The 22,472-nt window shown below is 73.7% G+C and carries 15 protein-coding genes; 5 read left to right on the top strand and 10 right to left on the bottom strand.

Annotated elements, in window-relative coordinates; all coding sequences use genetic code 11:
• Positions 1-102: 102 nt before the first annotated feature.
• Entirely contained in the window at positions 103-1,437 is a 1,335-nt protein-coding gene (locus tag ACFRCR_RS05715; RefSeq protein ID WP_377676074.1) for an ABC transporter substrate-binding protein, read from the bottom strand.
• 286 nt (positions 1,438-1,723) lie between these two features.
• A complete protein-coding gene (locus ACFRCR_RS05710; RefSeq protein ID WP_377676073.1) occupies positions 1,724-2,230 on the bottom strand; it encodes a DUF2505 domain-containing protein in 507 nt (168 codons plus the stop codon).
• A 123-nt stretch (positions 2,231-2,353) separates the two neighbouring features.
• Between ACFRCR_RS05710 and ACFRCR_RS05705 the strand changes: the two genes are divergently transcribed.
• Positions 2,354-3,841, top strand: a complete 1,488-nt coding sequence (locus ACFRCR_RS05705; RefSeq protein ID WP_377676072.1) for a sensor histidine kinase — start codon at positions 2,354-2,356, stop codon at positions 3,839-3,841.
• A gap of 109 nt (positions 3,842-3,950) precedes the next feature.
• Here ACFRCR_RS05705 and ACFRCR_RS05700 read toward each other — a convergent pair whose 3' ends face one another.
• From ACFRCR_RS05700 to ACFRCR_RS05675, 6 genes are all read right to left on the bottom strand, one after another.
• On the bottom strand, positions 3,951-4,199 hold the full coding sequence (locus ACFRCR_RS05700; protein WP_030150075.1) for a WhiB family transcriptional regulator: 249 nt from the start codon (positions 4,197-4,199) through the stop codon (positions 3,951-3,953).
• A gap of 518 nt (positions 4,200-4,717) precedes the next feature.
• Positions 4,718-9,271, bottom strand: coding sequence for an FtsK/SpoIIIE domain-containing protein (locus ACFRCR_RS05695; RefSeq protein WP_377676071.1), 4,554 nt, complete (start codon positions 9,269-9,271; stop codon positions 4,718-4,720).
• A 111-nt stretch (positions 9,272-9,382) separates the two neighbouring features.
• On the bottom strand, positions 9,383-12,094 hold the full coding sequence (locus tag ACFRCR_RS05690) for an ABC transporter permease (protein ID WP_377676070.1): 2,712 nt from the start codon (positions 12,092-12,094) through the stop codon (positions 9,383-9,385).
• Positions 12,095-12,117: 23 nt separating this feature from the next.
• Positions 12,118-12,954 carry an ABC transporter ATP-binding protein gene (locus ACFRCR_RS05685; protein WP_191794190.1) on the bottom strand — a complete coding sequence of 279 codons (837 nt, stop codon included), beginning with the start codon at positions 12,952-12,954 and terminating at the stop codon, positions 12,118-12,120.
• Positions 12,955-13,246: 292 nt separating this feature from the next.
• On the bottom strand, positions 13,247-13,969 hold the full coding sequence (locus tag ACFRCR_RS05680; protein WP_138823351.1) for a response regulator transcription factor: 723 nt from the start codon (positions 13,967-13,969) through the stop codon (positions 13,247-13,249).
• Positions 13,966-15,495 (bottom strand): sensor histidine kinase, encoded by a 1,530-nt coding sequence (locus tag ACFRCR_RS05675; protein ID WP_377676069.1) that lies wholly within the window; start codon positions 15,493-15,495, stop codon positions 13,966-13,968. The genes ACFRCR_RS05680 and ACFRCR_RS05675 overlap by 4 nt, the downstream gene beginning before the upstream one ends.
• 330 nt (positions 15,496-15,825) lie before the next feature.
• Here ACFRCR_RS05675 and ACFRCR_RS05670 point away from each other — a divergent pair, with 330 nt between their 5' ends.
• Together ACFRCR_RS05670 and ACFRCR_RS05665 are read left to right on the top strand one after the other, a co-directional pair.
• Positions 15,826-16,509, top strand: coding sequence for a response regulator transcription factor (locus ACFRCR_RS05670; RefSeq protein WP_377676068.1), 684 nt, complete (start codon positions 15,826-15,828; stop codon positions 16,507-16,509).
• A 32-nt stretch (positions 16,510-16,541) separates the two neighbouring features.
• Positions 16,542-17,894: an ATP-binding protein gene (locus ACFRCR_RS05665; RefSeq protein ID WP_377676067.1), complete on the top strand. Its 1,353-nt coding sequence runs from the start codon at positions 16,542-16,544 to the stop codon at positions 17,892-17,894.
• On the opposite strand, the gene ACFRCR_RS05660 is transcribed toward ACFRCR_RS05665, so the two are convergent.
• Positions 17,891-18,526 carry a GtrA family protein gene (locus tag ACFRCR_RS05660; protein ID WP_377676066.1) on the bottom strand — a complete coding sequence of 212 codons (636 nt, stop codon included), beginning with the start codon at positions 18,524-18,526 and terminating at the stop codon, positions 17,891-17,893. The genes ACFRCR_RS05665 and ACFRCR_RS05660 overlap by 4 nt on opposite strands.
• A gap of 101 nt (positions 18,527-18,627) precedes the next feature.
• On the opposite strand from ACFRCR_RS05660, the gene ACFRCR_RS05655 reads away from it, so the two are divergent.
• Positions 18,628-19,881: a 5-(carboxyamino)imidazole ribonucleotide synthase gene (locus ACFRCR_RS05655; protein ID WP_377676065.1), complete on the top strand. Its 1,254-nt coding sequence runs from the start codon at positions 18,628-18,630 to the stop codon at positions 19,879-19,881.
• A 3-nt stretch (positions 19,882-19,884) separates the two neighbouring features.
• Positions 19,885-20,442: a 5-(carboxyamino)imidazole ribonucleotide mutase gene (gene purE, locus ACFRCR_RS05650; RefSeq protein ID WP_377676064.1), complete on the top strand. Its 558-nt coding sequence runs from the start codon at positions 19,885-19,887 to the stop codon at positions 20,440-20,442.
• An 84-nt stretch (positions 20,443-20,526) separates the two neighbouring features.
• Here the strand turns inward: purE and ACFRCR_RS05645 are convergent, their stop codons facing one another.
• Positions 20,527-21,447 carry an LCP family protein gene (locus ACFRCR_RS05645; RefSeq protein WP_377676063.1) on the bottom strand — a complete coding sequence of 307 codons (921 nt, stop codon included), beginning with the start codon at positions 21,445-21,447 and terminating at the stop codon, positions 20,527-20,529.
• Positions 21,448-22,472: the final 1,025 nt, after the last annotated feature.

Raw genomic sequence — 22,472 nt, 5'->3', positions numbered from 1 at the left:
TCTCTTGTGTGTGGGGGGGCGCGGGGGTCCGCGTGCCCGGGGGGGGGGGGGGGCGGGGGCCGGGGGGGGTGACCTCCCGAGGGGGTCACCCCGCGCGCCGGATCAGCTCAGGCCCAGGTCCTTGAAGGACTGGACGGCCTTGTCCCACGACGCCTTGGCGTCGTCGGTCTTCTCGACGTCGGTGCGCTTGATGGCGTCCTGGACGGTCTGGTGGATCGCGAAGTAGTTCGCACCCTTGAACGGCGCGCCCTCGATCGCGTTGGCGCGGGCGACGAAGATCGCGCCGACCGGCGCGGCGTTGAAGAACTCGTTCGTGAAGGCCTGGACGGCCTCGGAGTCCTGCGCCTCGATCTGCGAGGGGAACGTGCCGGCCGACTCGAACGCGGCGGTCTGCTGGGCGGGGTCGGTCAGCCAGGCTGCGAGCTCCTTGGCGGCGTCGGCGTTCTTGCCGGAGGCGGGCACCGTGAGGAACGAGCCTCCCCAGTTGCCACCGCCACCGGGGAAGACGTCGGCGACGTCCCAGCCGGTGACGCCGCCCGAGCGCTCCTCGATCGGGCCGGTCATCCACGCGGGGCAGAGCATGGTCGCGAAGCCGTCGTTCTGGAACGCGGCGTCCCAGTCACCAGACCACTGCTCGAGGTGGGCGGACAGGTTGTCCGTCACGGACGCGGTCAGCACGGACTCGTACAGGCCCTGGATGTCGGAGTTGGTCGCGAGGTCCTTGGGCGTGCCGTCCGAGTTCTCGTAGGCGTTGTCGAGCTGGTTGACCATGCCCTGGTAGGTGGCCATGCCGCTGTCGAACCAGGCCTTGCCCGTCGCGGTGTTGTACTGCTTGCCCACGGCGAAGTAGTCGTCCCAGGTGGCGTCGGCGCCGCCGAGGAGCTCGGCGACCGCCGCGCGGTCCGTCGGCAGCCCGGCTGCGGCGAACAGGTCGGAGCGGTAGCAGATGGCCTCGGGGCCGATGTCGGTGCCGTACCCGATGAGCTTGCCGTCGGGGGTGGTGGCCTGCTGCGACTTCCACTCGACCCAGCGGTCCGCGAGCTCGGGGTCCGTGAGGTCGGTGAACAGGTCGGGGTACTGCATGAGCTCGGGGAGCCAGTCGACCTCGATGGCCTCGATGTCGGCCAGCCCGTCGCCGCCGGCGGCGAGCTTGGTCGTCAGGTTGGTGCGGGCGTCCTCCGACTTCGCGGCCTTGGTCTGCTTGACCGTGACGTTCGGGTGGGCGTCGGTGTAGGACTTCAGCATCTCGTCGGTGTAGCCGAAGTCGTTGAACGTCGCGACGGTGAGGGTGATCTTCTCGCCGTCGGACGAGCCGCTGCCCTCGTCCGACGAGCCGGAGCCCGAGGAGCAGGCGGTCAGGGTGAGGGTGAGGGCCGCAACCCCCGCGACGGCGGCTGCTGCTGTGCGGGTGCGGGTCGAACGAGTGCTGCTCAGCACGGTGACTCCCTTGTCGATGATCGGCGTGGCAGCGCTCCCATGCTCCTTCGAGTGGTAGCGCTCCCACGAAGTGCCACGATGGTGGCTCGTCGCTTCTCGGGATGTCAACCTCGGAAGGTGACCGCACGTCGTGGAAACGCTCCCACGGGAGTGTCCATGCAGGTCACAGCGTTGCGCCGTCGCATCCTGTGCTCGAATCGTTATCGGTTACCGACCGCGCGTATGGGATTCGTGGCGCGCTCTGGTGGGCCTCGCGGACCGTCGCGCAGGCGCGAGGCAGGGCTCGTCAGGGGGCCGTGAGCCACTCCACGCCGGCCTGCTCCTCGGACGCGAGCGTCGCCCGGACGGCACCCGCGGCGGCCTCCTCGACGGCCGCCGCGAAGAGCGGGACCGTCGCCTTGAGCTCGCCCTCGTACGACTGGCGCGTGCCGCCGTCGGGCAGGGCCACGAGCGAGACCGTGCCCGTCATCCGGACGGGGGCTCCCGTGATCTCGAGCGAGACCGTGCCCCGACGGGAACCGTCCACCACGGGCTCCCAGACCTCGGCCTGACGGATCTCGAGCGCGCTCCCGACGAACGCGCGCAGGTGACCGGGGATCTGGTCCGTGGGCAGCGTGCGCCGGACGACGACGGAGAAGCCCTCGTCGAGCGACCCTGTCACGTCCGCGAGGTCCACGAGGCTCTGCGGACCGCCTGTGCGCTGCGCGCGCCACCGGACGAACGCCTCGCTCGCGAGCATCCGCGTGACGTCCTCCAGGCCGGCGGGGTAGTGCAGATCGACGCTCAGGTGCACAGGGTCTCCTCGGGACGTGCTGACCGGCGCGCAGGGTGCGCCGGGGAGACCGACTCTACCCAAGGAAGGGCGTCGATCCCGTGAAGGCGCCGGTGCATGCGTACGCTGGAGCCCGTGTCTGCCATGAGTGACTTGATCTCCCGCCATGCCGAGCTGTCGCCTGCCGACAACGAGTGGCTGCACCTCCTCGTCGGGGACTGGCAGGTCATCTCCGACCTGGCGTTCGCGGACCTCGTCCTGTGGCTGCCCACGGGCGACGGGAACTTCGTCGCGGTGTCCCAGTGCCGGCCGAGCACAGGGGCCACCGTGCACTACGACGACATCGTCGGCTCGATGGCCCCCGACGGTCAGCGACCCCAGCTCGAGCGCGCCCTGTCGGAGGCCCGCTCCCAGCGGTCCCGTGAGCCCCGCTGGTTCGGGGCCTACGCCGTGCGTGAGGAAGCCATCCCGGTCGTGCACAACGGGCGCGCGATCGCCGTCGTGGCCCGGCAGACGAACCTCGGCAGCGGACGCACGCCCAGCCGGCTCGAGCTGAACTACGTCGAGGCCGCCGACGACCTCATCGCGATGATCTCCCGCGGTGAGTTCCCCGCGCCCAACGCGGCGACCGGCCCCCGCCGGGGCGCCCCGCGTGTGGGCGACGGGCTGATCCGGCTCAACTCCGAGGGGGAGGTGCTCTACGCGAGCCCCAACGCCCTGAGCTGCTTCCACCGTCTCGGAGTGATCGGTCCGCTCGTGGGGCGCTCGCTCATCGAGGTCACGACCGACCTCATCGAGCACCAGACCCCGGTCGACGAGTCCCTGCCTCTCGTGGTCATGGGGCGTGCGCCGTGGCGCACCGACATCGAGGCCCGTGGGGTGGCGCTGTCGCTGCGCGCCCTGCCGCTCACCGAGTCGGGGCAGCGCATCGGTGCGGTGCTGCTCTGCCGCGACGTCTCCGAGCTGCGTCGCCGCGAGCGCGAGCTCATCACCAAGGACGCGACGATCCGCGAGATCCACCACCGGGTCAAGAACAACCTGCAGACGGTCGCCGCGCTGCTGCGCCTGCAGGCACGGCGCATGGACGTGCCGGAGGCGCGGGCGGCGCTCGAGGAGGCCATGCGCCGCGTCGCGACCATCGCGCTGGTGCACGAGAGCCTGTCCCAGACGCTCGACGAGGAGGTCGAGTTCGACGACATGGGCGGGCGGGCCCTGCGCCTTGCCGCCGACGTCGCCTCGGCCGACACCAAGGTCCGCACGGTGCAGACGGGGAGCTTCGGGCTGGTCCCGGCCGAGGACGCGACCCCGCTCGCGCTCGTCCTGACCGAGCTCGTGACGAACGCGGTCGAGCACGGGCTCGCGGGCCGCAAGGACGGGACGGTCGAGATCGACGCGCGGCGCAGCGGGTCGGCACTGCGGATCGTGGTCGCGGACGACGGCGTCGGCATGCCGCTGCCGGGGGCCGAGCCCACCGTCAAGGCCAAGAAGAGCGGTCTGGGCTCGCAGATCGTCGCGACGCTCGTCACGAACGAGCTGGGTGGGACGATCGAGTGGTCCACCCGTCCAGGGGGTGGGACCCAGGTGGTCCTGGAGCTCGTGCTGCGCGACGGCGCGGGCTCGCGACAGGGTTGACGGTCGGCCTCACGGGGAGGATCGGACGGGTCGACAATTCTCTTCCGTGGGCAACATAAAGGGCCGTCACCAGCAGGTGACGGCCCTTTATGAGAAAAGTATGTGAAGCTCAGCCGGCGCGACGGGCGCGAGCGGTGCGGCGCTTGAGAGCGCGGCGCTCGTCCTCCGACAGGCCGCCCCAGACGCCCGCGTCCTGACCGGACTCGAGTGCCCACTTGAGGCACGTGTCGACCACGTCGCAGCGGCGGCAGACGGCCTTCGCCTCTTCGATCTGCAGGAGGGCGGGGCCGGTGTTCCCGATCGGGAAGAACAGCTCAGGGTCTTCTTCCAGGCAGGCTGCGCGGTGGCGCCAGTCCATGTGAGGTCTCCTTGGCATGGCGAGCAAGGCCACTTTGTGAATGTGTCGGACGCACGTCCACAATGGGCTTCGGGCTCAGGTGGGGGGTAATTGATGCTTGAACTAGGTTCACATCTCGTGAAGCCCAGCACAAGGGGTTACCGGAAAGTTTCTTCGGGGTGAACCGTGAGGTCTTGGTCACACTTCGGTGAAGGTGCAGGTCACGCGTACGCTGGGTTGTCGTGGCACCTGTGAGCACCCCGAATCAATCATCCCCCGAGCCCCCCGAGGAGGGGAAGGGCCCGTCGGCGACGCTGCCCGCAGGGGCGAGACCGCCCGCGCTGTGGGTCGTGGTCGCCGGGATCGTCCTCGAGGTGCTTGCCCTCGCGGCCGCCGCGGTGGTCGTCCTCGCCGAGCTTCTCTCGGGCGGCTCGTTCTCGGCCGGGGTCTCGATCTTCCTCGCCGTGTTCTGTCTCGGGGTCGCCGTCGTCCTCGGGGCCAGCGCTCGTGGCCTGCTCCGCGGCCAGCGGTGGGCGCGGTCACCCGTGGCCACGTGGCAGCTCCTCCAGGTCGTGGTCGCCTTCAGCTGGCTCCAGTACCAGGTCACGCCCGGCGGGATCGGGACCATGGCGCTCGCCCTGGTAGTGCTCGTGGGTCTCATGCTGCGCCCGGTCGTCGTCGCGACGACCCGTGACGCGGTCCGCACCGACGGCTGAACCCGGTCGCAGCCGCCCCTCGGCACGAGGCGCCTCGACCTGCCCGGCCTCCGAAGCGGCCGCGACCGCCCCGGGCGAGGCGACCTGGACGGGCACCAGCTCGTTGCCGCGGATCGCGACCGCCCGCCCGGCCGGTGCGACCTCGGGGTCGACCGACCAGCCCAGGGGCCTCCCGAAGACCTCGCTGCTGCCCCGTTCCTCGGGCGCCAGGACGAGGCCGTTGCGCGCTCCCCTCAGCTCGGCGACGGGCCCCCGGTGAGCCGTCGCGGCAGCCGCGGTCGAGGCCGACGCGAGGACGGTGACGCCGTCCCGCACCAGGCCGATGAGGACGTCCGCCTCGAGGGGGAACGCGTGGACCAGCAGGTCCAGGTCGTCGAGGACCACCACGTCGCCCGCCACGAGCGCGGTCCCCGACAGCACACCGAGAACCTTCCGCACCTCGGCCGATGACCGCCCGGTGACCACGTGCAGGTCGCGCGCACCGCCCCGGACGAGGTCCTCGAACCGTGCGTCGGGCGAGACGACGGCCCGCAGCCTCCCCGTGGCGTGAGCCTGGCGCGCAAGGACCAGCAGGGCGCTGCTGCGTCCGCTGCCAGGAGGACCCACGACGAGGGCGCCGCGCTCGACGTCCAGGTGGACGGGGCCCGCGTGGTCGCCTCCGCGTCCCACGACCAGGCGTCCGGGCGGGAGGACCGGGGAGCGGGGGGCTGCTGTGCCGGCACCGACGGCGTGACCGGCCACCTCGACGACTGCGAGGTCGGCCTCGGCCACGTACCTGGGCAGCGGGAGCAGCCGCACCGGCCCGTCGCGCCCCGTCCCACCGTCGGGATCGCGGGTGACCCCGGCTGCGCCGCCGGGCGCCGCGTCGACGACCACCTGGCACTCGACGGCCTCGCCCGTCCCGAGCCACACCGCCCGTCCGGGGCGACCACCGCGCCCCGCGAGCCGTGACGGGACACCGTGCGCGACGTCGTCGGGCACGGCGGCCGAGGCCAGCACGAGGCGGGGCCCCACGCGCTGGGACAGTCCCGCCAGGCCCGGGGATCCGCCCGCGAGCGCGACGTGCACGCCCGCTGCCGGTCCCTCGGCGAGCAGCCGACCGAGCTGGTCGGCCCCCGCCCCCGACGCGAGGCGGCCGAGGGATGCACGCAGGTCCTCCACGTCGTCGAGCAGCACGAGGGTCGGGCGGCCCCGTGCGTCGCTGAGCAGGAGGTCGACGAGGCGCGCGACCCGTCGTGCGTCGTGCCGCGCCACCACGGTCCCGCACCGTGGGTGCTGCGTGAGCCCGTCCGTGAGCGTCGGAGCGCCGACGGCGTGGACGTCCCAGCCACGGTCGAGGGCGGAGACCGCGAGCGCGCGCAGGGCCGTCGACCGCCCGGAGCGTGGGCGCCCGACGACCGCGAGGTGCCCGTCCTGGGGCAGCCAGGAGACCAGGCCGCGCTGCTGCTGGTCCGGCAGGTCGGCCAGGGCCAGGGGCAGGCTGTCCGGCGCGGCGCCCTCGAGGAGCACGCCCCTCAGGTCCGACGGCGTCACGCGAGCGGGGAGGGCGGGGAGCCACGGCGGCGCATGGGCCGGGATGCGGGCGGCGTCCGCCGCGGCGACCGCGGCCGCGACCAGGTCGGTCACGGGGTCGGACGCGGGACCGACACGGGCGAGGGCCGTGTCCCGGGGCGTCCCCCATCGCCCGGCGGCTCGCACCCCGACGTCGGCAGGTGGAGCCGCCGTCCCCGCGTGCGCGCACTGGAGGGCCAGCGGCGGCCCGTTCCCGCGTCGCAGGACCGCCCGCCCGGGGAGACCGGTCGGGATGAGTGCGGCGTGAGGTGAGTCGATCACGTCCCGCGAGTCGCCCGGGTCGAGCTGCCGGAGCGCCAGCCGCAGGGAGATGTTCGCGCGCATGTCTGCCGTCACGGCCCCGGCGGGGCGCTGCGTGGCCAGGACGAGGTGCACCCCGAGCGACCGGCCCTGCGACGCGAGACGCAGGAGCCCGGGGAGGAAGTCGGGGAGGTCGTCGGCAAGGGCCCGGAACTCGTCGATCACCACGACGAGCCGGGGAAGCGTCCCGTGGGGCAGGTCGTCGACGTCGGACACGCCGGCCTCCGCGAGCGCGTGCTCACGTCGGCGCAGCTCGGCGCGCAGACCGGTCAGCGCTCGTCCGGCGAGCCCCGGTTCGAGGTCCGTGACCTGCCCGACGACGTGCGGCAGTCCTCCGCAGGCGCCGAAGCCCGCCCCGCCCTTGAAGTCGACGAGCGCGAACGCGAGGTCGCGCGGGCTGTGCGTGAGGGCCAGCGCCAGCACGAGGGACTGGAGCAGCTCGGACTTGCCCGCCCCCGTGGTCCCGGCGACCAGGGCGTGCGGTCCGTCGCGGACCAGGTCGACCTGGACGGTCCTGCCCTGCGCGTCGGTGCCGATCGGGACGGCGAGGCCCTGGCGGGGGCGAGCCGCGGGGGGCGACCACCGGCCGGTGACCCAGGCGGGCCACGCGCCGGGCTCGTGGGGGGACGGTACGTGCAGGAGCCCGGCGAGCGAGACGCTCGGGGCGAGGTCGGGGTGGGCAGGATCCGTGGGGTCGACAGGTCCAGCGGGCTCGGAACCGGCGGGCCAACGGCCGAGGCGTGCCGCGGCGGCGACGTGGCGCGCGTACCGCTCGGCCCGGTCGACCCCGACCCCGACCTCCGGGGCGGGCTCGACCGTGCCGTCGGCCAGGTGCCAGGTGTGCCGGGCCGTGTCGAGGAGCGTGCGGCACCAGGCCGGGACCGACCGACGGTCGGCGGCGAGAAGGATCAGCCGCTCGGTTCCCGTCCGTCGTGCCCACCATGTCTCGACGGCCTCGGCCAGGCGATCGGACGTCGCGCCCCGGCTCCCGGTACCGGGCCCCGGGGGGACGTCCACCACGACGACCCGGACCGGCCGCGGGCGGCTCCCGCCCCCGTCCTGGGGAGCGCGCGTCACGAGGTCGCTCCGGCGGGCGCCGGGCAGCCAGCGCAGCCAGGACCAGTCCGACGCCAGGTCGTCCGGGTGCACGGCATCGACCTCGGCCCCCGAGGCGACCTGGGCGAGGAGCAAGGTGCGGGCGGCCGCCAGCCGGGCACCCCGGGGGCCGACGACGGCCACGCAGCCGTCGGGCAGGCGGGCACCCTGGGCGCTCGGGACGACGGCCCGGGGTGCGGGCCCACCCAGGGGCTGCGCGTTCGCGACCGACGTGGCCGGGGGACGGGCCTCGGTCGCGTGATGGGCGGCGAAGGCTGCGGTCATGAGGTCGGCCGGGTGCGGACCCGGGTAGCGGGAGCGGTCGAGCACGGCGCCCGGGACAGGTGCGCGCTCGTGCTGCGACGACGGCGGGTTTGACGGGCGACGTCCTGCCGCCCCGGCCCCCTCCGGGGAGCGCACCGGGTCGGCGCCCGCCCTCCCGGGGGCCGACCCGTGTGGCACGCCGGGATCCCCTCCCGGGCCTCGCGGTCCGCGCGCGGCGGTGCGACGCCGTCGGGCCAGCAGGGGAACCAGGAGCGTGAGCGGGCCCACCAGCGCGAGGAGAGCGAACAAGGGCTGGCGCGTGCCCGCCGCGAGCGCGAGCGACCCGACGGCCGGGGTGATCGCCATCGTGAGCGACGCCGGGTCGAGGAGTCCGCGCGGCACGGGCCGGGCCGGGTGGGCGAGCCCGCTCGCGACGTCCCACTCGTCGAGGTCGGGACGGGGGCGCAGGTCGTACGTCGCGGCGCCCACCCGCAGGACGTGACCCGGGCGCCAGCGTCGGGCGGCCCCGCGCCGTACGCGTCGCTGCCTGCCGTCGGGGGACCGCCGGTGGACCTGGACGGACGGCTCCGTGCCGTCCTGGACGGTGGCGCGCCCCGGCGCGCTGCCCGGGTCGCGCCCGACCCGAAGCCGCACCCGGGCCTCCGCCCCGGCCCCCGCCCCTGCCGCGGGACCCGGCGCACCCGGGGTCCGCAGGCCTGGGCGGCGGGACGCACGCAGCGTCACGACGACCGACGGACCGTTCCCATGAGTCAGGACGAGCGGGGAGCCGGGCTCCAGCGGCAGCAGGCCTCCGCAGTCGGGTCCCGTGAGCACCGCGACGTGCCAGGGGGCACGCAGCGCGGCGACGTCCGGGTCCACGGTGGCGGCGCTCGCGGGCTGGTGCGCGCGAGCAGGTCGGCCCTCCCGGCCGTGCGTCCCGCCGACGGTCGCTCGGAGCGTCGCACCAGGCAGGAGAGGTCGCGTCCCGACCCGGTGGTCGTCACCGAGCAGGACCCCGTCGACCTCGAGCGGGGCGGTCGCGACCTCGGGGCGGCACGCGACGCGCGCGAGGTCCGGGCGGAGGTCTCCGAGACGCGAACCCGGGGCCACGTCCAGGTCGACGCCCGGATGGAGGGTGATGAGCACCCGACGATCCTCGCGGTCGCACAGCGCTCCCCGCACACGCGGACGGCGCGCCTGTGGACGAGGAGATCGTCCACAGGCGCGCCGTCGGGCGTGCTTCCACGAGGCGCGGGGTCAGTCGACCGCGAGCGCCTCCACGGGCGACGTACGGGCTGCCGATCGTCCCGGGATCACCGAGGCGAGCAGCCCGGCGACGAGCGCCACGACCATGACCAGGGCGACGTCGCGCCACGGCACGGCGAGGGTCACGTCGCCCATGACGGCCAGGGCTGCGGAGGCACCGGCCCAGCCGTACAGGATGCCCAGCAGGATGCCGAGCACCGCACCGACCCCCGCGATGAGCATGCCCTCGATCGCGAGCATCCACCGCAGCTGGGACCGGCTCAGGCCGATGGCTCGCAGGGTCGCGGACTCACGACGGCGCTCGATGACCGAGAGCGAGAGCGTGTTCGCGACGCCGATGAGGGCGATGACGACCGCGACCGCGAGGAGACCGACGATGACGCCGAGGATGGTGTCGACGACCTTCTGGTACATCGCACGCTCGACCGCGGCCCCCGTGACGTCGATCGGGAGGTCGGACTCCGCGAGCGCGTCCTGGAGGGCGGGCACCACGGACGCCGCGTCGTTGACGTCGGCCAGCCCGACCCACGCGCTCGTGACGGGTGTCCCGGTCGCGACGCCCTCGAGCGTCTGCGGCGTGACGAGCAGGGCGCGACCACCCATCGGGGTCACGAGCGCCTCGAGGGTCGCGGGGGTGCCTTGGGGGTCCGCGTCGTCGGGGAGCGGGGCTGCGGTCAGCACGAGCTGGTCGCCCGACGAGATGCCCCAGTCCTTGGCGACCCCCGCCGGGACGACGACCGTGCCAGGGGCCAGGCCCTCGACCGCCTCCTTGTCGCGTACGAGCGTGCCCGCCGCCTCGGGGTCGACGCCGCGGGCGAGGAACGTGATGTCGCTCCCGTCGAGGTCGACCGTGACGGACGTCGCGGTCAGGGGGACGACGGACTCGACGCCGTCGACCTTCTCGGCCGTGCCGATCGTGGACTGCGGGAGCGCGACGGGCTGGTTGCCGCCGAACTCGTCGTAGCCGTCGGTCGCGAGCGAGACGTCCACGGGGTAGCGCCCGTCGAGCTCGTCGTTCATGCTCATCCGGGCGCTCACGGCCCCGGTCGACATCATGGCCACGAGCGTCACGCCGATGAGGAGCGCGGTGCTCGTCGCGGCCGTGCGGCGCGGGTTGCGCAGCGTGTTCGCAGCGGCGAGCTTGGCCGTGCTGCCCGATCCCGTCAGGACCTTGCCCACGAGGCTCACGACCTTGGGGAGCCAGAAGATCGCCCCCACGAGGACGCCCACGAACGAGGCCGCGCCTCCTGCGGTCGCGGCGAGCAGGCCTGCCTGCGCGCTGCCCTGCTGTCCCAGCAGGACCCCCAGGACCAGGAGGCCCGCACCGCCGACGACGAGGATGGAGGAGATCGCGAGGCGGACGCGTCCCGCCCCCGACGTGAGGGTCGGCGCGTCGGAGGGGCGCAGGGCGGCGAGCGGGGCGACCCGGGTCGCGGCGCGCGCGGGGGAGAACGACGCGACGAGGGTCACGACGGTCCCGACGAGCAGGGGGACGAGGACCGCGACGGCGGTCACCTGGACGACGGACGGCAGCGGGATGCCGAGGTCCATGGTGCCCGCGACGGTCAGCGCGAGCTGGACGAGCCCGATGCCGAAGAGGATGCCGGCGACCGAGGCGACCAGGCCGAGGATGACGGCTTCGAGCAGGACCGAGCGGGACAGCTGCTTGCGGTCGGCGCCGACGCAGCGCAGGAGCGCGAGCGTCCGGGTGCGCTGGGCCACGAGCACCTGGAAGGTGTTCGCGATGACCAGGGCCGCGACCAGCAGCGCGATCGCCGCGAACGTGAGGATCACGTAGGTGAAGACGTCCTCGCCGCCCGTCATCTGGGCGGCCTGCTCCTTGGCGTACTCGGCGCTCGTCCAGACCTTGGCGTCGCCCCCGAGCGAGCTCGTGATCGACGACCGGGCGGCCTCGAGGTCGGCACCGGGCGCCAGGGCGACCAGCACCGCGTTGTACGCGGCCGTGTCCTCGCCCGGGGCGTAGCTGTCGGCCTCCCAGGTGGTCAGGTCGTCGGTCGACAGGACGCCCGCGCCGCCCACCTGGGCGTAGGCGCCCATCGGGTCGTCGAGGGTCCCGACGAGGGTCAGCTTCTCGTTCGTGTCGACGAAGCTGCCGGCAGGCGACTCGCCGGGCGCGGACTCGCCGGGCCCGTCAGCCGTAGCGTCGGCGGGTGCGGTCTCCTCGGGCGCGACGGCTTCCTCGGACGGTGCACCTTCGTCGGTCGTCGTGCCCGTCCCGGCCGCGGCGTCCTCGGCGCCGGGCGTCCACACCGAGCGCACGACCGTCACGGGGTCGCCGAGCCCGAGCCCGAGCCGCTCGGCGACGTCGGACGGCAGGGCGATCTCGCCCGAGCGGGCGGGCATCGCGCCCTCGACGAGTTCCTGGGCCTCGAAGCGCGGGTCCGAGGCGGCGGGGACGACGACCTGGTAGGTGCGCTTGCCCCCCGAGACGAGCTCGAAGGCGCGCAGGACCTGTGGGTCGGCGGCCTCGACGCCCTCGGTCCCGCGGATGTCCTCGAGCCCTGCCGCGTCGATGCCGGGACCGTTCGAGACGACGAGGTCGGAGTCGGCGAACTGCGCGGCGATCGAGTCGGTCGTGACGCGGTTGATGATGTTCCCCGCGAGCAGGGTCGCGGTGAGGAAGGCGGTCCCGATGAGGATCGCGATGCCGGCGGCGCTGAGCCGTCCGATGCTGCGGCGCATCTGCGCCAGGGTGAGCCGGACCATCAGGCGCGCACCGCCGTCGTGGTGCCGGTGAGACCGTCCGCAGGGTCGCTCTCGAGCGTGCGCAGCGCGTCGAGCCCGGCGAGGACGGACTCGGGGGTCGGGTCGTCGATGTCTCCTGCGATCCGGCCGTCGGCGATGAGGATGACGCGGTCGGCGTAGGCGGCGGCCGTGGGGTCGTGCGTGACCATGATGATGGTGCGGCCGAGCTCGCGGACGGAGCGGCGCAGGAAGCTCAGGACCTCGGCGCCCGAGCGCGAGTCGAGGTTGCCCGTGGGCTCGTCGGCGAAGACGACCTCGGGCTTGGCGATGAGCGCGCGGGCGATGGCCACCCGCTGCTGCTGGCCGCCCGAGAGCTCGCTGGGGCGGTGCGTGAGGCGTGCGCCCAGGCCCAGGGTCTGGACGAGCGTCGCGAGCCACTCCTTGGTCTCGGCGTCGACCTTGCGGCCCGCCAGCTCGATCGGGAGCGTGATGTTCTGCTCGGCCGTGAACATGGGCAGCAGGTTGAACGACTGGAAGACGAAGCCGACGCGGTCGCGGCGGAGCCTGGTCAGCTCGTTGTCGCCCAGCGCGGTGATCTCGGTGTCGCCGATGAACCCCTGGCCGCTCGAGGCGGTGTCGAGCCCGGCGAGGAGGTGCATGAGCGTGGACTTGCCCGAGCCCGAGGGGCCCATGATCGCGGTGAACGCACCCTTCTCGAAGTCCACGTCGACGCCGTCGAGCGCGCGCACGGTCGCCTCGCCCTTCCCGTACAGCTTGGTCAGGGACCGGGCGCGCACGGCGGGCGTGCCCGGTGAGGCGGCGGTGCCGGGGATGGGCTGGTACACGGTGGTGTCCACGTCTGCTCCAGGGAGGTCGTCGTCGGTAGGTCCGGTCCCGCGGCGGGGCGCGTGGTGCGTCCGGCGTCGGGGCCGAGAGGGTGCGGGGGAGGGCGGAGGCCCTCGTTCCCACCTGATGACGACACTAGGAGCGGGGACGTGCCCGCCGCGTCCGGCGAGGGGCTGGTCCTGGTCGTGGGAGGAGTCATCCCGTGGTCGTACGTGCCTGGTCGGACGGGTACGCCGCGCGTCGAGCGGGGACGCGTCGGGAGCCCCGCCGGGGGCGTGGTGGTGCGCCAGGTGCCCGACGGCGTCACGCCCCCGGGCGCACCAGTCCCGTCTCGTAGGCGGTCACCACTGCCTGCACGCGGTCGCGTGCCTCGAGCTTGGCGAGGATGCGCCCGACGTGCGTCTTGACCGTGGCCTCGGCGACGAACAGGTCGCCCGCGATCTCGGTGTTCGACCTGCCTCTCGCCATGAGCACGAGCACCTCGCGCTCACGCTCGGTGAGCGAGGAGACCTGCTGCTGGGCGCCGGTGTCGACGAGCTGCTCGGCGGGCAGCGCCACGACGAGGTGCTCCAGGAGCCGGCGGGTCGAGGACGGGGCGATCACGGCGTCGCCCGAGTGCACGGTACGGATCGCCGCGAGCATCTCCTCGGGGGGCGCGTCCTTGAGGAGGAAGCCGCTGGCTCCCGACCGGATGGCCTCGAGGACGTACTCGTCGAGGTCGAACGTCGTGAGCACGATGACACGGGGCACGTGCTGCCCGTCCGCGGCCGCGGCCGTGAGCTGCGCCGTCGCGGCCAGCCCGTCGAGGTGCGGCATGCGCACGTCCATGAGCACGACGTCGACGGGGTGGTCCGCGAGCAGGCGCAGTGCCTGGAGCCCGTCGCCGGCCTCGACCGTGACCTGCAGGTCGGGCTGCGAGTCGATCACCATCCTGAAGCCGGCCCGCACGAGCTGCTGGTCGTCGACGAGCGCGACCCGGATCGGGGCGCGCTCGGGCAGGTCGGGCGTGAAGAAGGTGGAGGTCATGGATCCTGACGATCGTCGGGTGCGGGTGCGGGTGCGGGTGCGGGTGCGCTGCGCGGTCCCATCCTGCCCGACGGCGGGGCCGGTGGCGGGAGGACCGGGCCGGGACCCGCCGTCGGGCCGGGCGGTGTGGAGGGCGGCCCGGGGACCGGCGGGACCGGGGGCGCGGCGCCGTCGAGCCGGGGGATGGGCATGGTGAACCGGACGCGGAAGCCGCCCCCGGGACGTGGACCCGTCGTGACGGAGCCGCCGAAGATCACGGCGCGCTCGCGCATGCCGAGCAGGCCGTAGCCGGGGGCGTGCGAACCGTCCGCGGACGCGCCCCGCCCGTCGTCGTCGACCGCGAGCTGGAGCGTGTCGACGCCCCAGGTCACGACCACCGTGACGGTCGGGTCGGGGCCGGCGTGCTTGAGGATGTTCGTCAGCGCCTCCTGGCACACCCGGTACACCGTCAGGCCCGCGCCCGGGGGCAGGGCGCGCGGCGTGCCCATGCGGACCAGCGAGACCCGCATGCCGCTGTCCCGCACCTGCACCACGAGGGTCTCGAGGTCGGCCGAGTCGGGCTGCGGGTTGAGCTCCACGCGACGGGTCGCGCCCGTGACGGGCAGGGGGCCCGTGGTGGGAGGGCCGGCGGAGGACCCGGACGGTCCGGACGGGCCCGCCGGGAGCCCGTGCGGGAGCGGCCGGGGTCGGTTGTTGAGGCCGGGGGCGTGCGTGAGCTGGGCGGCGGACGTCACGGCGTCGCGGTCGTCGGTGCGCAGGACCCCGAGGAGCCGGCGCATGTCGGCCAGCGCGGCGCGCCCCGTCTCCGAGACCGTCGTCAGCGCGCGCGTGGCCGCGGCCGGGTCGGCTGCCCCGGCGTACCGGCCGCCGTCGGCCTGGGCGATGATGACCGAGAGCGAGTGGGCGACGATGTCGTGCATCTCGCGGGCGATGCGGGAGCGTTCGGCAGCCGTCGCGATCTGCGCCTGCTGGTCGCGCTCGACCTCGAGGCGCTCAGCGCGGTCGACCAGTGCGTTGATGGTCTCGCGCCGCGACCGGCGCACGAGCCCGAACGCCCAGACCGCGAGGAACATCATGGTCGTGAACATCGTGGTGAACACGAGGATCCCGGCCGCCTCGCCCGGGCCGCTCGCCTGCATCGCGAGCGACAGCCCGAGCACGAGGGAGCCGGCGGCCGAGGAGATCATCGCGGTGCGGTGCGCCCAGCGGGGGCCGTAGACCGTGACCGAGAAGAGGGCGATCAGCAGGAGGAAGTCGGCCGGGAGAAAGGGGATCCCGACCAGCAGGTGGAGCAGCGCGACCGCGTAGACGGTGACCGCCGACGCCACGGGACGGACCCGGCGCCACGGCAGCGGGGCGATCATGCCGATCGTGAACAGCGTCGACAGCGTCGAACCGCCCGTGGCGGACGTCCCGAGCGCCCAGGCGGCAGGGACGAAGGCGAGCGCGACGACGAGCGTCGTGGTCAGGTCGACACCGAACCGGTGCCGCTCCCACCACTTGCCCATGTTCTCGTACCAACCCATGCCTGCCAGCCTAGGTGCGGCCCGTCGTCGGAGGAGTCCACCCGTGGGCGGACCAGGGGCGCGCCCCGGCACGACCGGGGCATGATCCGGGCACGAGAGCGCGGCCGACGGTGACGACGCGCCCGGTCGGGCAACGGTCACGACGGGTCGTGGGAGCGGCCTCCCATGACGTCCCGACGGCGTGCGCATGGCGGGCGCTACCGGGTGCAACCGGGCAGACCCGGGCAGAGCAGAACGCCCCGGCCATCGGCGTCCATCAGGTGTGTCATGGGTGTCCCACAACGCCTGCCGGATAACGCCAAAGTTCTGCGAATGCCCTAGCATGATCGAATGACCCACGTACTGCTAGCGGAGGACGACCCGGCGATTGCCGAACCTTTGGCGCGTGCGCTGACGCGTGAGGGTTACAACGTGGTCGTGCAAGGAACTGGTCAAGGAGCGATCGACGCCGCGAACGGTGTCGACATCGTCGTGCTCGACCTGGGCCTCCCGGACATGGACGGCCTGGACGTCGCACGTGAGATCCGCAACAACGGCCTGACCACGCCGGTCCTGGTCCTGACGGCCCGCGCCGACGAGGTCGACCTCGTCGTCGGTCTCGACGCCGGCGCCGACGACTACGTGACCAAGCCCTTCCGCCTGGCCGAGCTCCTCGCCCGCGTGCGGGCGCTCCTGCGGCGCACCCACGGTGACACCACCGACGAGGAGGAGCTGGTCGCGCAGGACGTCCGCATCGACGTCGCCGCCCACCGCGCGTTCCAGGGCGACCGGGAGCTGCACCTGACGACCAAGGAGTTCGAGCTCCTGCGCGTGCTCATCGCGAGCGCGGGCTCCGTCGTCGTGCGTGACACCCTCATGCGGGACGTGTGGGGCTCGGAGCCCGTGGGCTCCACCAAGACGCTGGACATGCACGTGTCCTGGCTGCGTCGCAAGCTCGGCGACGACGCCAACTCGCCGCGCTACGTCTCGACGGTCCGAGGGCTCGGCTTCCGTTTCGAGACCGGCGAGGGCTGATCAGCCGACAGGGCTGAGCGAAGGAGAAGGGCGTGCGTCGACGCGTGCTGCAGGCGACGGTCGCGGCCGTCGCCGTCGCCGTCCTGCTCCTGGGGTTCCCCCTGGCCTTCCTGGGGGCGCAGTTCGTGCTCGCCAACGAGAAGGCCCAGCTCCAGGGGCGGGTGGACACCCTCGCCCGGAACATCGACGCCCGGCTCTCGCAGAACGAGCCGATCCCGCAGTCGGTCCTGGACAACGCGTCCGAGGGACGCCCGGGAGAGCTGCCCGCGTACGTCTTCGTGAACCTGCCCGACGGCGAGCAGATGACCGCCGGCGAGGTCATCTCGGGACGGGTCAACGAGGCCGCCGACCGGACCGACCAGAACGCGACCGTGGCACTGACCACGTCGTTCGCGGAGAGCTACTGGAAGGCGGCGCAGATCGTCCTGCTGGTCGTGGCGGCCTCCGTGGTCGCCTTCGCCGCAGGTATCGCCATGGCCGTGTGGCAGGCCAACCGGCTGTCGGCGCCGCTCGTGTACCTCGCGGCCTCGGCCGAGCAGCTCGGCTCCGGCCAGGTCCGGCCCCGCCTCGAGCTCTCCGGGGTCGAGGAGATCGACCTCGTGGCCGCCGAGCTCGCACGCAGCTCGGACCGCCTCGCCGGGCGCCTGGCCGCCGAGCGTCAGTTCGCGTCCGACGCCTCGCACCAGCTCCGGACCCCGTTGACCGCGCTGAGCATGCGCCTCGAGGAGATCTCGATGGCCTCGGACGACCCGGCGATCCAGGAGGAGGCGCGCATCTCGCTCGAGCAGGTCGAGCGCCTCGTCACCGTCGTCGACGACCTGCTGACCCAGTCCCGTCGCGCGCAGGGCGGCACGACCGAGGCCGTGCGCCTCATCGAGGTCGTGCGTCAGCAGGAGGAGGAGTGGGTCCCCACGTTCGCCAAGGCAGGACGCCGGCTCGTGGTCGACGTGCCGGAGGGCTATCAGGTCCTGGCGACGCCCGGTGCGCTCGCCCAGGTGCTCGCCACGCTCATCGAGAACTCGCTCAAGCACGGGGCGGGCACCACGACCGTGCGCGCTCGTCCCAGCGGGACCAGCGGCGCCGTCGCGATCGAGGTCGGGGACGAGGGGGACGGGGTCTCGGACGAGATGGCCTCGCGCGTCTTCGAACGTGGTGCGACCTCGGGCGCCGGGACGGGGCTCGGCCTCGCTCTCGCCCGCGACCTGGCGGCGGCCGACGGTGGGCGGCTCGAGCTGGCCCAGCGTCGCCCACCGATCTTCGCGCTCTTCCTCGCGGGCGTTCCCCGCACCCTCGACCCGCGGCTCGTGCTCCCGACCGGGACCACGATCTCGGCGTCCGGCGTGCGCAGACGGCGCAGGAGGCGCGGACAGGGCGACGAGGGCTAGTCCTTGTCGGCCGGGTTGCCGGCGAGATCGTCGGAGAGGCTCGTGCGGGCCCCGGTGTCGACCGGACCGTTCTCGTCGGCCGGGCGCGCCAGCTGCACGCCACCCGCCGGTGACGAGCCCGTGAACACGACGCGTCGATAGGCGACGTAGCGGAACACGTTCGCCAGCGCGAGGCCGACTCCGTTCGCCGCGACGTTCTCCGCGAGCGGTGACGTCAGACCCAGGACGCTCGTCGTGAACGCGAGCACGCCGAGCGAGATGGCCATGCCCGCGGCGTTGACCAGCAGGAAGGTCAGCAGCTCGCGGCCGTGTCGGCTCGTGCGGCGGTCGGAGAAGGTCCAGTAGCGGCTGCCCAGCCACGACACGACCGTCGCGACGCTCACGGCGATCGCCTTGGCCTCGAGCGGGCTCGCGCTCAGCGCGTCCCAGGGGCCGAAGCGCAGCAGGTTGAACAGGCCGAGGTCCACGAAGAACGCGACGGTCCCCACGAAGCTGAACCGGCCCAGCTCGGCCAGCCGCGCGACGACGCGCGTCCGGCGCGCGGCGGCGCCGGACGTCGGGCGCGCTGCGGTCCCGGTGGGGACGGGCACCCGGACGGGGGCGAGCGAGAGCTCGTCGACCTGGCTGGACATGGTCGGCAGGGTACGCCGCGGACCTGGGAAAGATTGCCAGGAGCAACCGCCCGGTGGGACGGGTCGGCCGAGGGGCGGTCGAGCGACTACCCTCGGTACACGTGTCAGCACCAGTGATCGCCGTTGTCGGAGGCGGGCAGCTCGCCCGCATGATGGCCCCTGCGGCCGGTGAGCTCGGGGTGCACCTGCGGGTGCTCGTCGAGGCTCCCGGGACGTCGGCGGCCCAGGTGGTGACCGACGCCCCGGTGGGAGCGGCCACCGACGAGGGCGCGATCCGCGACCTCATCGCACCGGCGGACGGCAGGGCCCCGGCCGACGTCCTCACGTTCGAGCACGAGCACGTCCCCAACGACCTGCTCGCCGACCTCATCGAGCACGGCACCCCCGTGCGGCCCGCACCGCACGCCCTGGTCCAGGCGCAGGACAAGATCGTGATGCGACGACGACTCACCGAGCTCGGCGCCCCGTGCCCGCGCTGGGCCCCGCTGCCCGTCGACCCGGAGCAGGGGCACGCGACGCTCGCCGCGTTCCTTGCCGAGGTCGGCGGCCAGGCCGTCGTCAAGACGTCGCGCGGCGGTTACGACGGCAAGGGCGTGCGGGTCGTGTCCTCGGCCGACGAAGCCGCGGACTGGCTCGCCGCCGCGGCCGCAGGTGGCCCGCAGCTCCTCGTCGAGGAGAAGGTCCCGTTCACGCGCGAGCTCGCGGTCCTGGTCGCGCGGCGACCGAGCGGCGAGGTCCGCACCTGGCCCGTGGTCGAGTCGATCCAGCGCGACGGCGTGTGCTCCGAGGTCATCGCCCCGGCCCCCGACCTGACCGTCGACGAGGCCGAGGAGGCGCGCCAGGTGGCCGTCGCGATCGCCGAGGGGCTCGACGTGACCGGCGTGCTCGCGGTCGAGATGTTCGAGGTCGCTGACGGCACTGACGGCGCCGTCGGCTCGGCGGATGGTCGCCCCGCCCGCCGTGTCCTGGTCAACGAGCTCGCGATGCGCCCGCACAACTCCGGCCACTGGACCATCGACGGCTCGGTCACGAGCCAGTTCGAGCAGCACCTGCGCGCCGTCCTCGACCTGCCGCTCGGCGACACCTCGCCCACGGCCTCGTGGACCGTCATGGCCAACGTGCTCGGGTCGAGCCTCCCCGCGCTCACCGACGCCCTGCCCGACGTCCTGGGTGCCTTCCCCGACGCGCGCGTCAACCTGTACGGCAAGGACGTGCGCCCGGGCCGCAAGCTCGCCCACGTGAACGTGAGCGGCCAGGACCTGGGCGAGGTCCGCCGTCGTGCACTGGGCGCCGCCGCGCTGCTGCGCGGCGAACCCCTCCCCGAGACCCGCACCACCGACGAGACGAAGGCCTGAGACATGACGGAGAGCACCCCAGTGACCAGCACCCCCGTGGTCGGGATCGTGATGGGATCCGACTCCGACTGGCCCGTGATGCAGGAGGCCGCGAACGCGCTGCGCGAGTTCGGCGTGGCCATCGAGGTCGACGTCGTCTCGGCCCACCGCATGCCCACCGAGATGATCGACTACGGCCGCGAGGCCGCCGGCCGCGGGATCCGCGTCATCATCGCGGGCGCCGGGGGAGCGGCCCACCTGCCCGGCATGCTCGCGGCCGTCACGCCGCTGCCGGTCATCGGCGTGCCCGTGCCGCTGCGCTACCTCGACGGCATGGACTCGCTCCTGTCGATCGTGCAGATGCCCGCGGGCGTCCCCGTCGCGACCGTCTCGATCGGGGGCGCGCGCAACGCGGGCCTGCTGGCCGCGCGCATCCTCGCCTCGGGCGTGGACGACGACGCCACCCGCCTGCGCGAGCAGATGGTCGCGTTCCAGGAGGGGCTGAGCGAGCAGGCCCACGCCAAGGGGGCCGCGCTGCGCGCCTCGGTCGCGGGCGAGCGCCGGACGGGCTTCGGGGCGTAGCTCTCCTGCACAGCGCGAAGGGCCCACGCCAGGTAGCGGCGTGGGCCCTTCGCGTTGCCGCCAGGGCGACGACCGCTCAGACGACTAGGGCTGGGGAAGGCCGCCCACGATGCCTGCGGGCAGCTTGCCGTCGCGGATGCCGGTCCAGAAGGGCGGGCTCAGGTCGGGGTCGAGCTGCACGGTCGACCCGACGCCGCCGGGACGGTAGTCCGGGTTGGAGATGGGTGGGGTACCTGTGATGCCGTCGGGGCCGTTGGCCGCGCGGAACGCCAGGGCGAGCCTGCCGAGATCGAGCACGCCGGTCTTCTCGTCGACCTCGAGCGCACCGATTCCGGCGCCGAGCAGCGAGACCTGGTCCCCGGGCCTCACCAGCAGGCTCGCGTCCACGGCTTTCTGGCTCACCGCGGCGATGACCTGCCGCTGACGCTCACCTCGGCCGATGTCGCCCTTCGGGTCCGAGTAGCGCATGCGGGCGAAGGCGAGGGCCGTCGTGCCGTCGACCTCGTGGCATCCGGCGGCCCAGTAGAGCGCGCTGTTGGGGTCGTTGACGTCGTAGTCGAGGCACAGCTCGACGCCACCGACGGCGTTGACGACGTTCGTCACCCCGCCCAGACCGATCTCGACGAAGTGGTCCACCGTCAACCCGGTCAGGCCCTCGACCGTCTGGACGAGGAGCGGGGCGCCACCCCACGAGTACGCGGCGTTGAGCTTGGCGGGGCCCTTGCCGGGAACCTCGACGAACGTGTCCCGCGGCAGGCTGATGAGGGCCGCCGGCCCGCTCGTCGGCTTGTGCAGGATCATGATGGTGTCCGTGCGGGCCCCTTCGGTACCGTCCTCGGCGATGCCGTCGCCGCCACGCGCGTCGGAACCAGCGAGGAGGTACGTGGTGCCCGGGGTCCCTGCCGCACCCGAGAGTGCGTCGACGTGCTGGATCTTGCCGTTGGCCCACACGAGCAGCCCGACGGGCCAGGCGACGAGCAGCACCAGCGCGAGGACCCCCACCATCGCGACGACACGTCGCCTGCGTCGGCGCCCGCGGGGGGCACCGACAGCGCCCGGCGGGCGGTTCGACGGCGGACGGGCACCCGTGGACGAACCGGGGCGCGCCGAAGGTCCTGCACCTCGCGCCGTCGTTCCTGCTCCGCCCTGACGTGCCGCAGCAGGGCGCGAGGGCGACGTACCCGAGCGAGGTGCGGCGGTCCCGCTCCTCTGCTGCCCGGGCGTACCGGTCGTAGGACGCGCGGGGGACCCCTGCGGTCGAGCCGGCCTCCCTCGTGCCGGGGGGAACGACGACGGTGCGGAGCTCTCGGCCGCCGTCTGCGACCGGGAGCCCGCGGCGCGGGCACGGCCGTTCTCCGTGGCACCGACGGGCCGGGCCGGAGGGGCCGGCGGCGGAGTTCCCGGGCGGGACGGGGGAGCGGCAGCGGTCCGCGACGACTGGCGCTTGATCCGAGGCTCGGCCGAGAGCGGGACATCGGGGGAGATCGGCTCGACAGGGCGGTTCGAGGGGCGTCCCGAGCCGTCGGAACCGACCGCGATGGCATCGCTCGCGCTGGGAGGGCGTCCCGCACGACCCGTCTGCGGGGTGAAGCTGGGAGGCCTGGTCCGTCCGGAGGGGGACTCGTCGTGAGACATGGGCTCAACCACCCACGTGGGCGACGTCGTCGGGCAGCGGAGGCCGACGGACCCGGAGCGCGTCCGGACGCGAGACGGACATGGTGACGATGATGCCATCGACCGGTCGCGACCTGGGGCAGGCGCGGCCGAGGCGGGAGTCCACGGCGTCAGCGTGCGCCCGAGCGACCACGTGCCGCCGACGCGACGACGCGACGAGGACCGTGCACGCGGAGGTCCTTGCTGTCGTGCCGGACGAGAGACAGCTACGAGAGGTCACGGGTCAAGAGCATAGGACGTACCCCGGGCCGCACCGGGACGCCCGAGAGGTCGCAGCGTGGAGGTCTCGTAGAGACACCCGCCGAGCAGGTCGCCGAGGCGTCTCCGGGACACGGACGGGCCCCGCACCGCTCGTG

This window comes from Oerskovia sp. NPDC056781 (assembly GCF_042789955.1).
Classification (GTDB): Bacteria; Actinomycetota; Actinomycetes; order Actinomycetales; family Cellulomonadaceae; genus Oerskovia; species Oerskovia rustica.
This window is presented reverse-complemented; position numbering and strand designations above follow the sequence as displayed.

Excerpts from the sequence above, each read along its gene's own strand:
- ACFRCR_RS05705 (WP_377676072.1), top strand. The coding sequence starts at position 2,354 with ATGAGTGACTTGATCTCCCGCCATGCCGAGCTGTCGCCTGCCGACAAC.
- ACFRCR_RS05700 (WP_030150075.1), bottom strand. The coding sequence starts at position 4,199 with ATGGACTGGCGCCACCGCGCAGCCTGCCTGGAAGAAGACCCTGAGCTG.
- ACFRCR_RS05690 (WP_377676070.1), bottom strand. The coding sequence starts at position 12,094 with ATGCGCCGCAGCATCGGACGGCTCAGCGCCGCCGGCATCGCGATCCTC.
- ACFRCR_RS05680 (WP_138823351.1), bottom strand. The coding sequence starts at position 13,969 with ATGACCTCCACCTTCTTCACGCCCGACCTGCCCGAGCGCGCCCCGATC.
- ACFRCR_RS05675 (WP_377676069.1), bottom strand. The coding sequence starts at position 15,495 with ATGGGTTGGTACGAGAACATGGGCAAGTGGTGGGAGCGGCACCGGTTC.
- ACFRCR_RS05670 (WP_377676068.1), top strand. The coding sequence starts at position 15,826 with ATGACCCACGTACTGCTAGCGGAGGACGACCCGGCGATTGCCGAACCT.
- ACFRCR_RS05660 (WP_377676066.1), bottom strand. The coding sequence starts at position 18,526 with ATGTCCAGCCAGGTCGACGAGCTCTCGCTCGCCCCCGTCCGGGTGCCC.
- purE (WP_377676064.1), top strand. The coding sequence starts at position 19,885 with ATGACGGAGAGCACCCCAGTGACCAGCACCCCCGTGGTCGGGATCGTG.
- ACFRCR_RS05645 (WP_377676063.1), bottom strand. The coding sequence starts at position 21,447 with ATGGTGGGGGTCCTCGCGCTGGTGCTGCTCGTCGCCTGGCCCGTCGGG.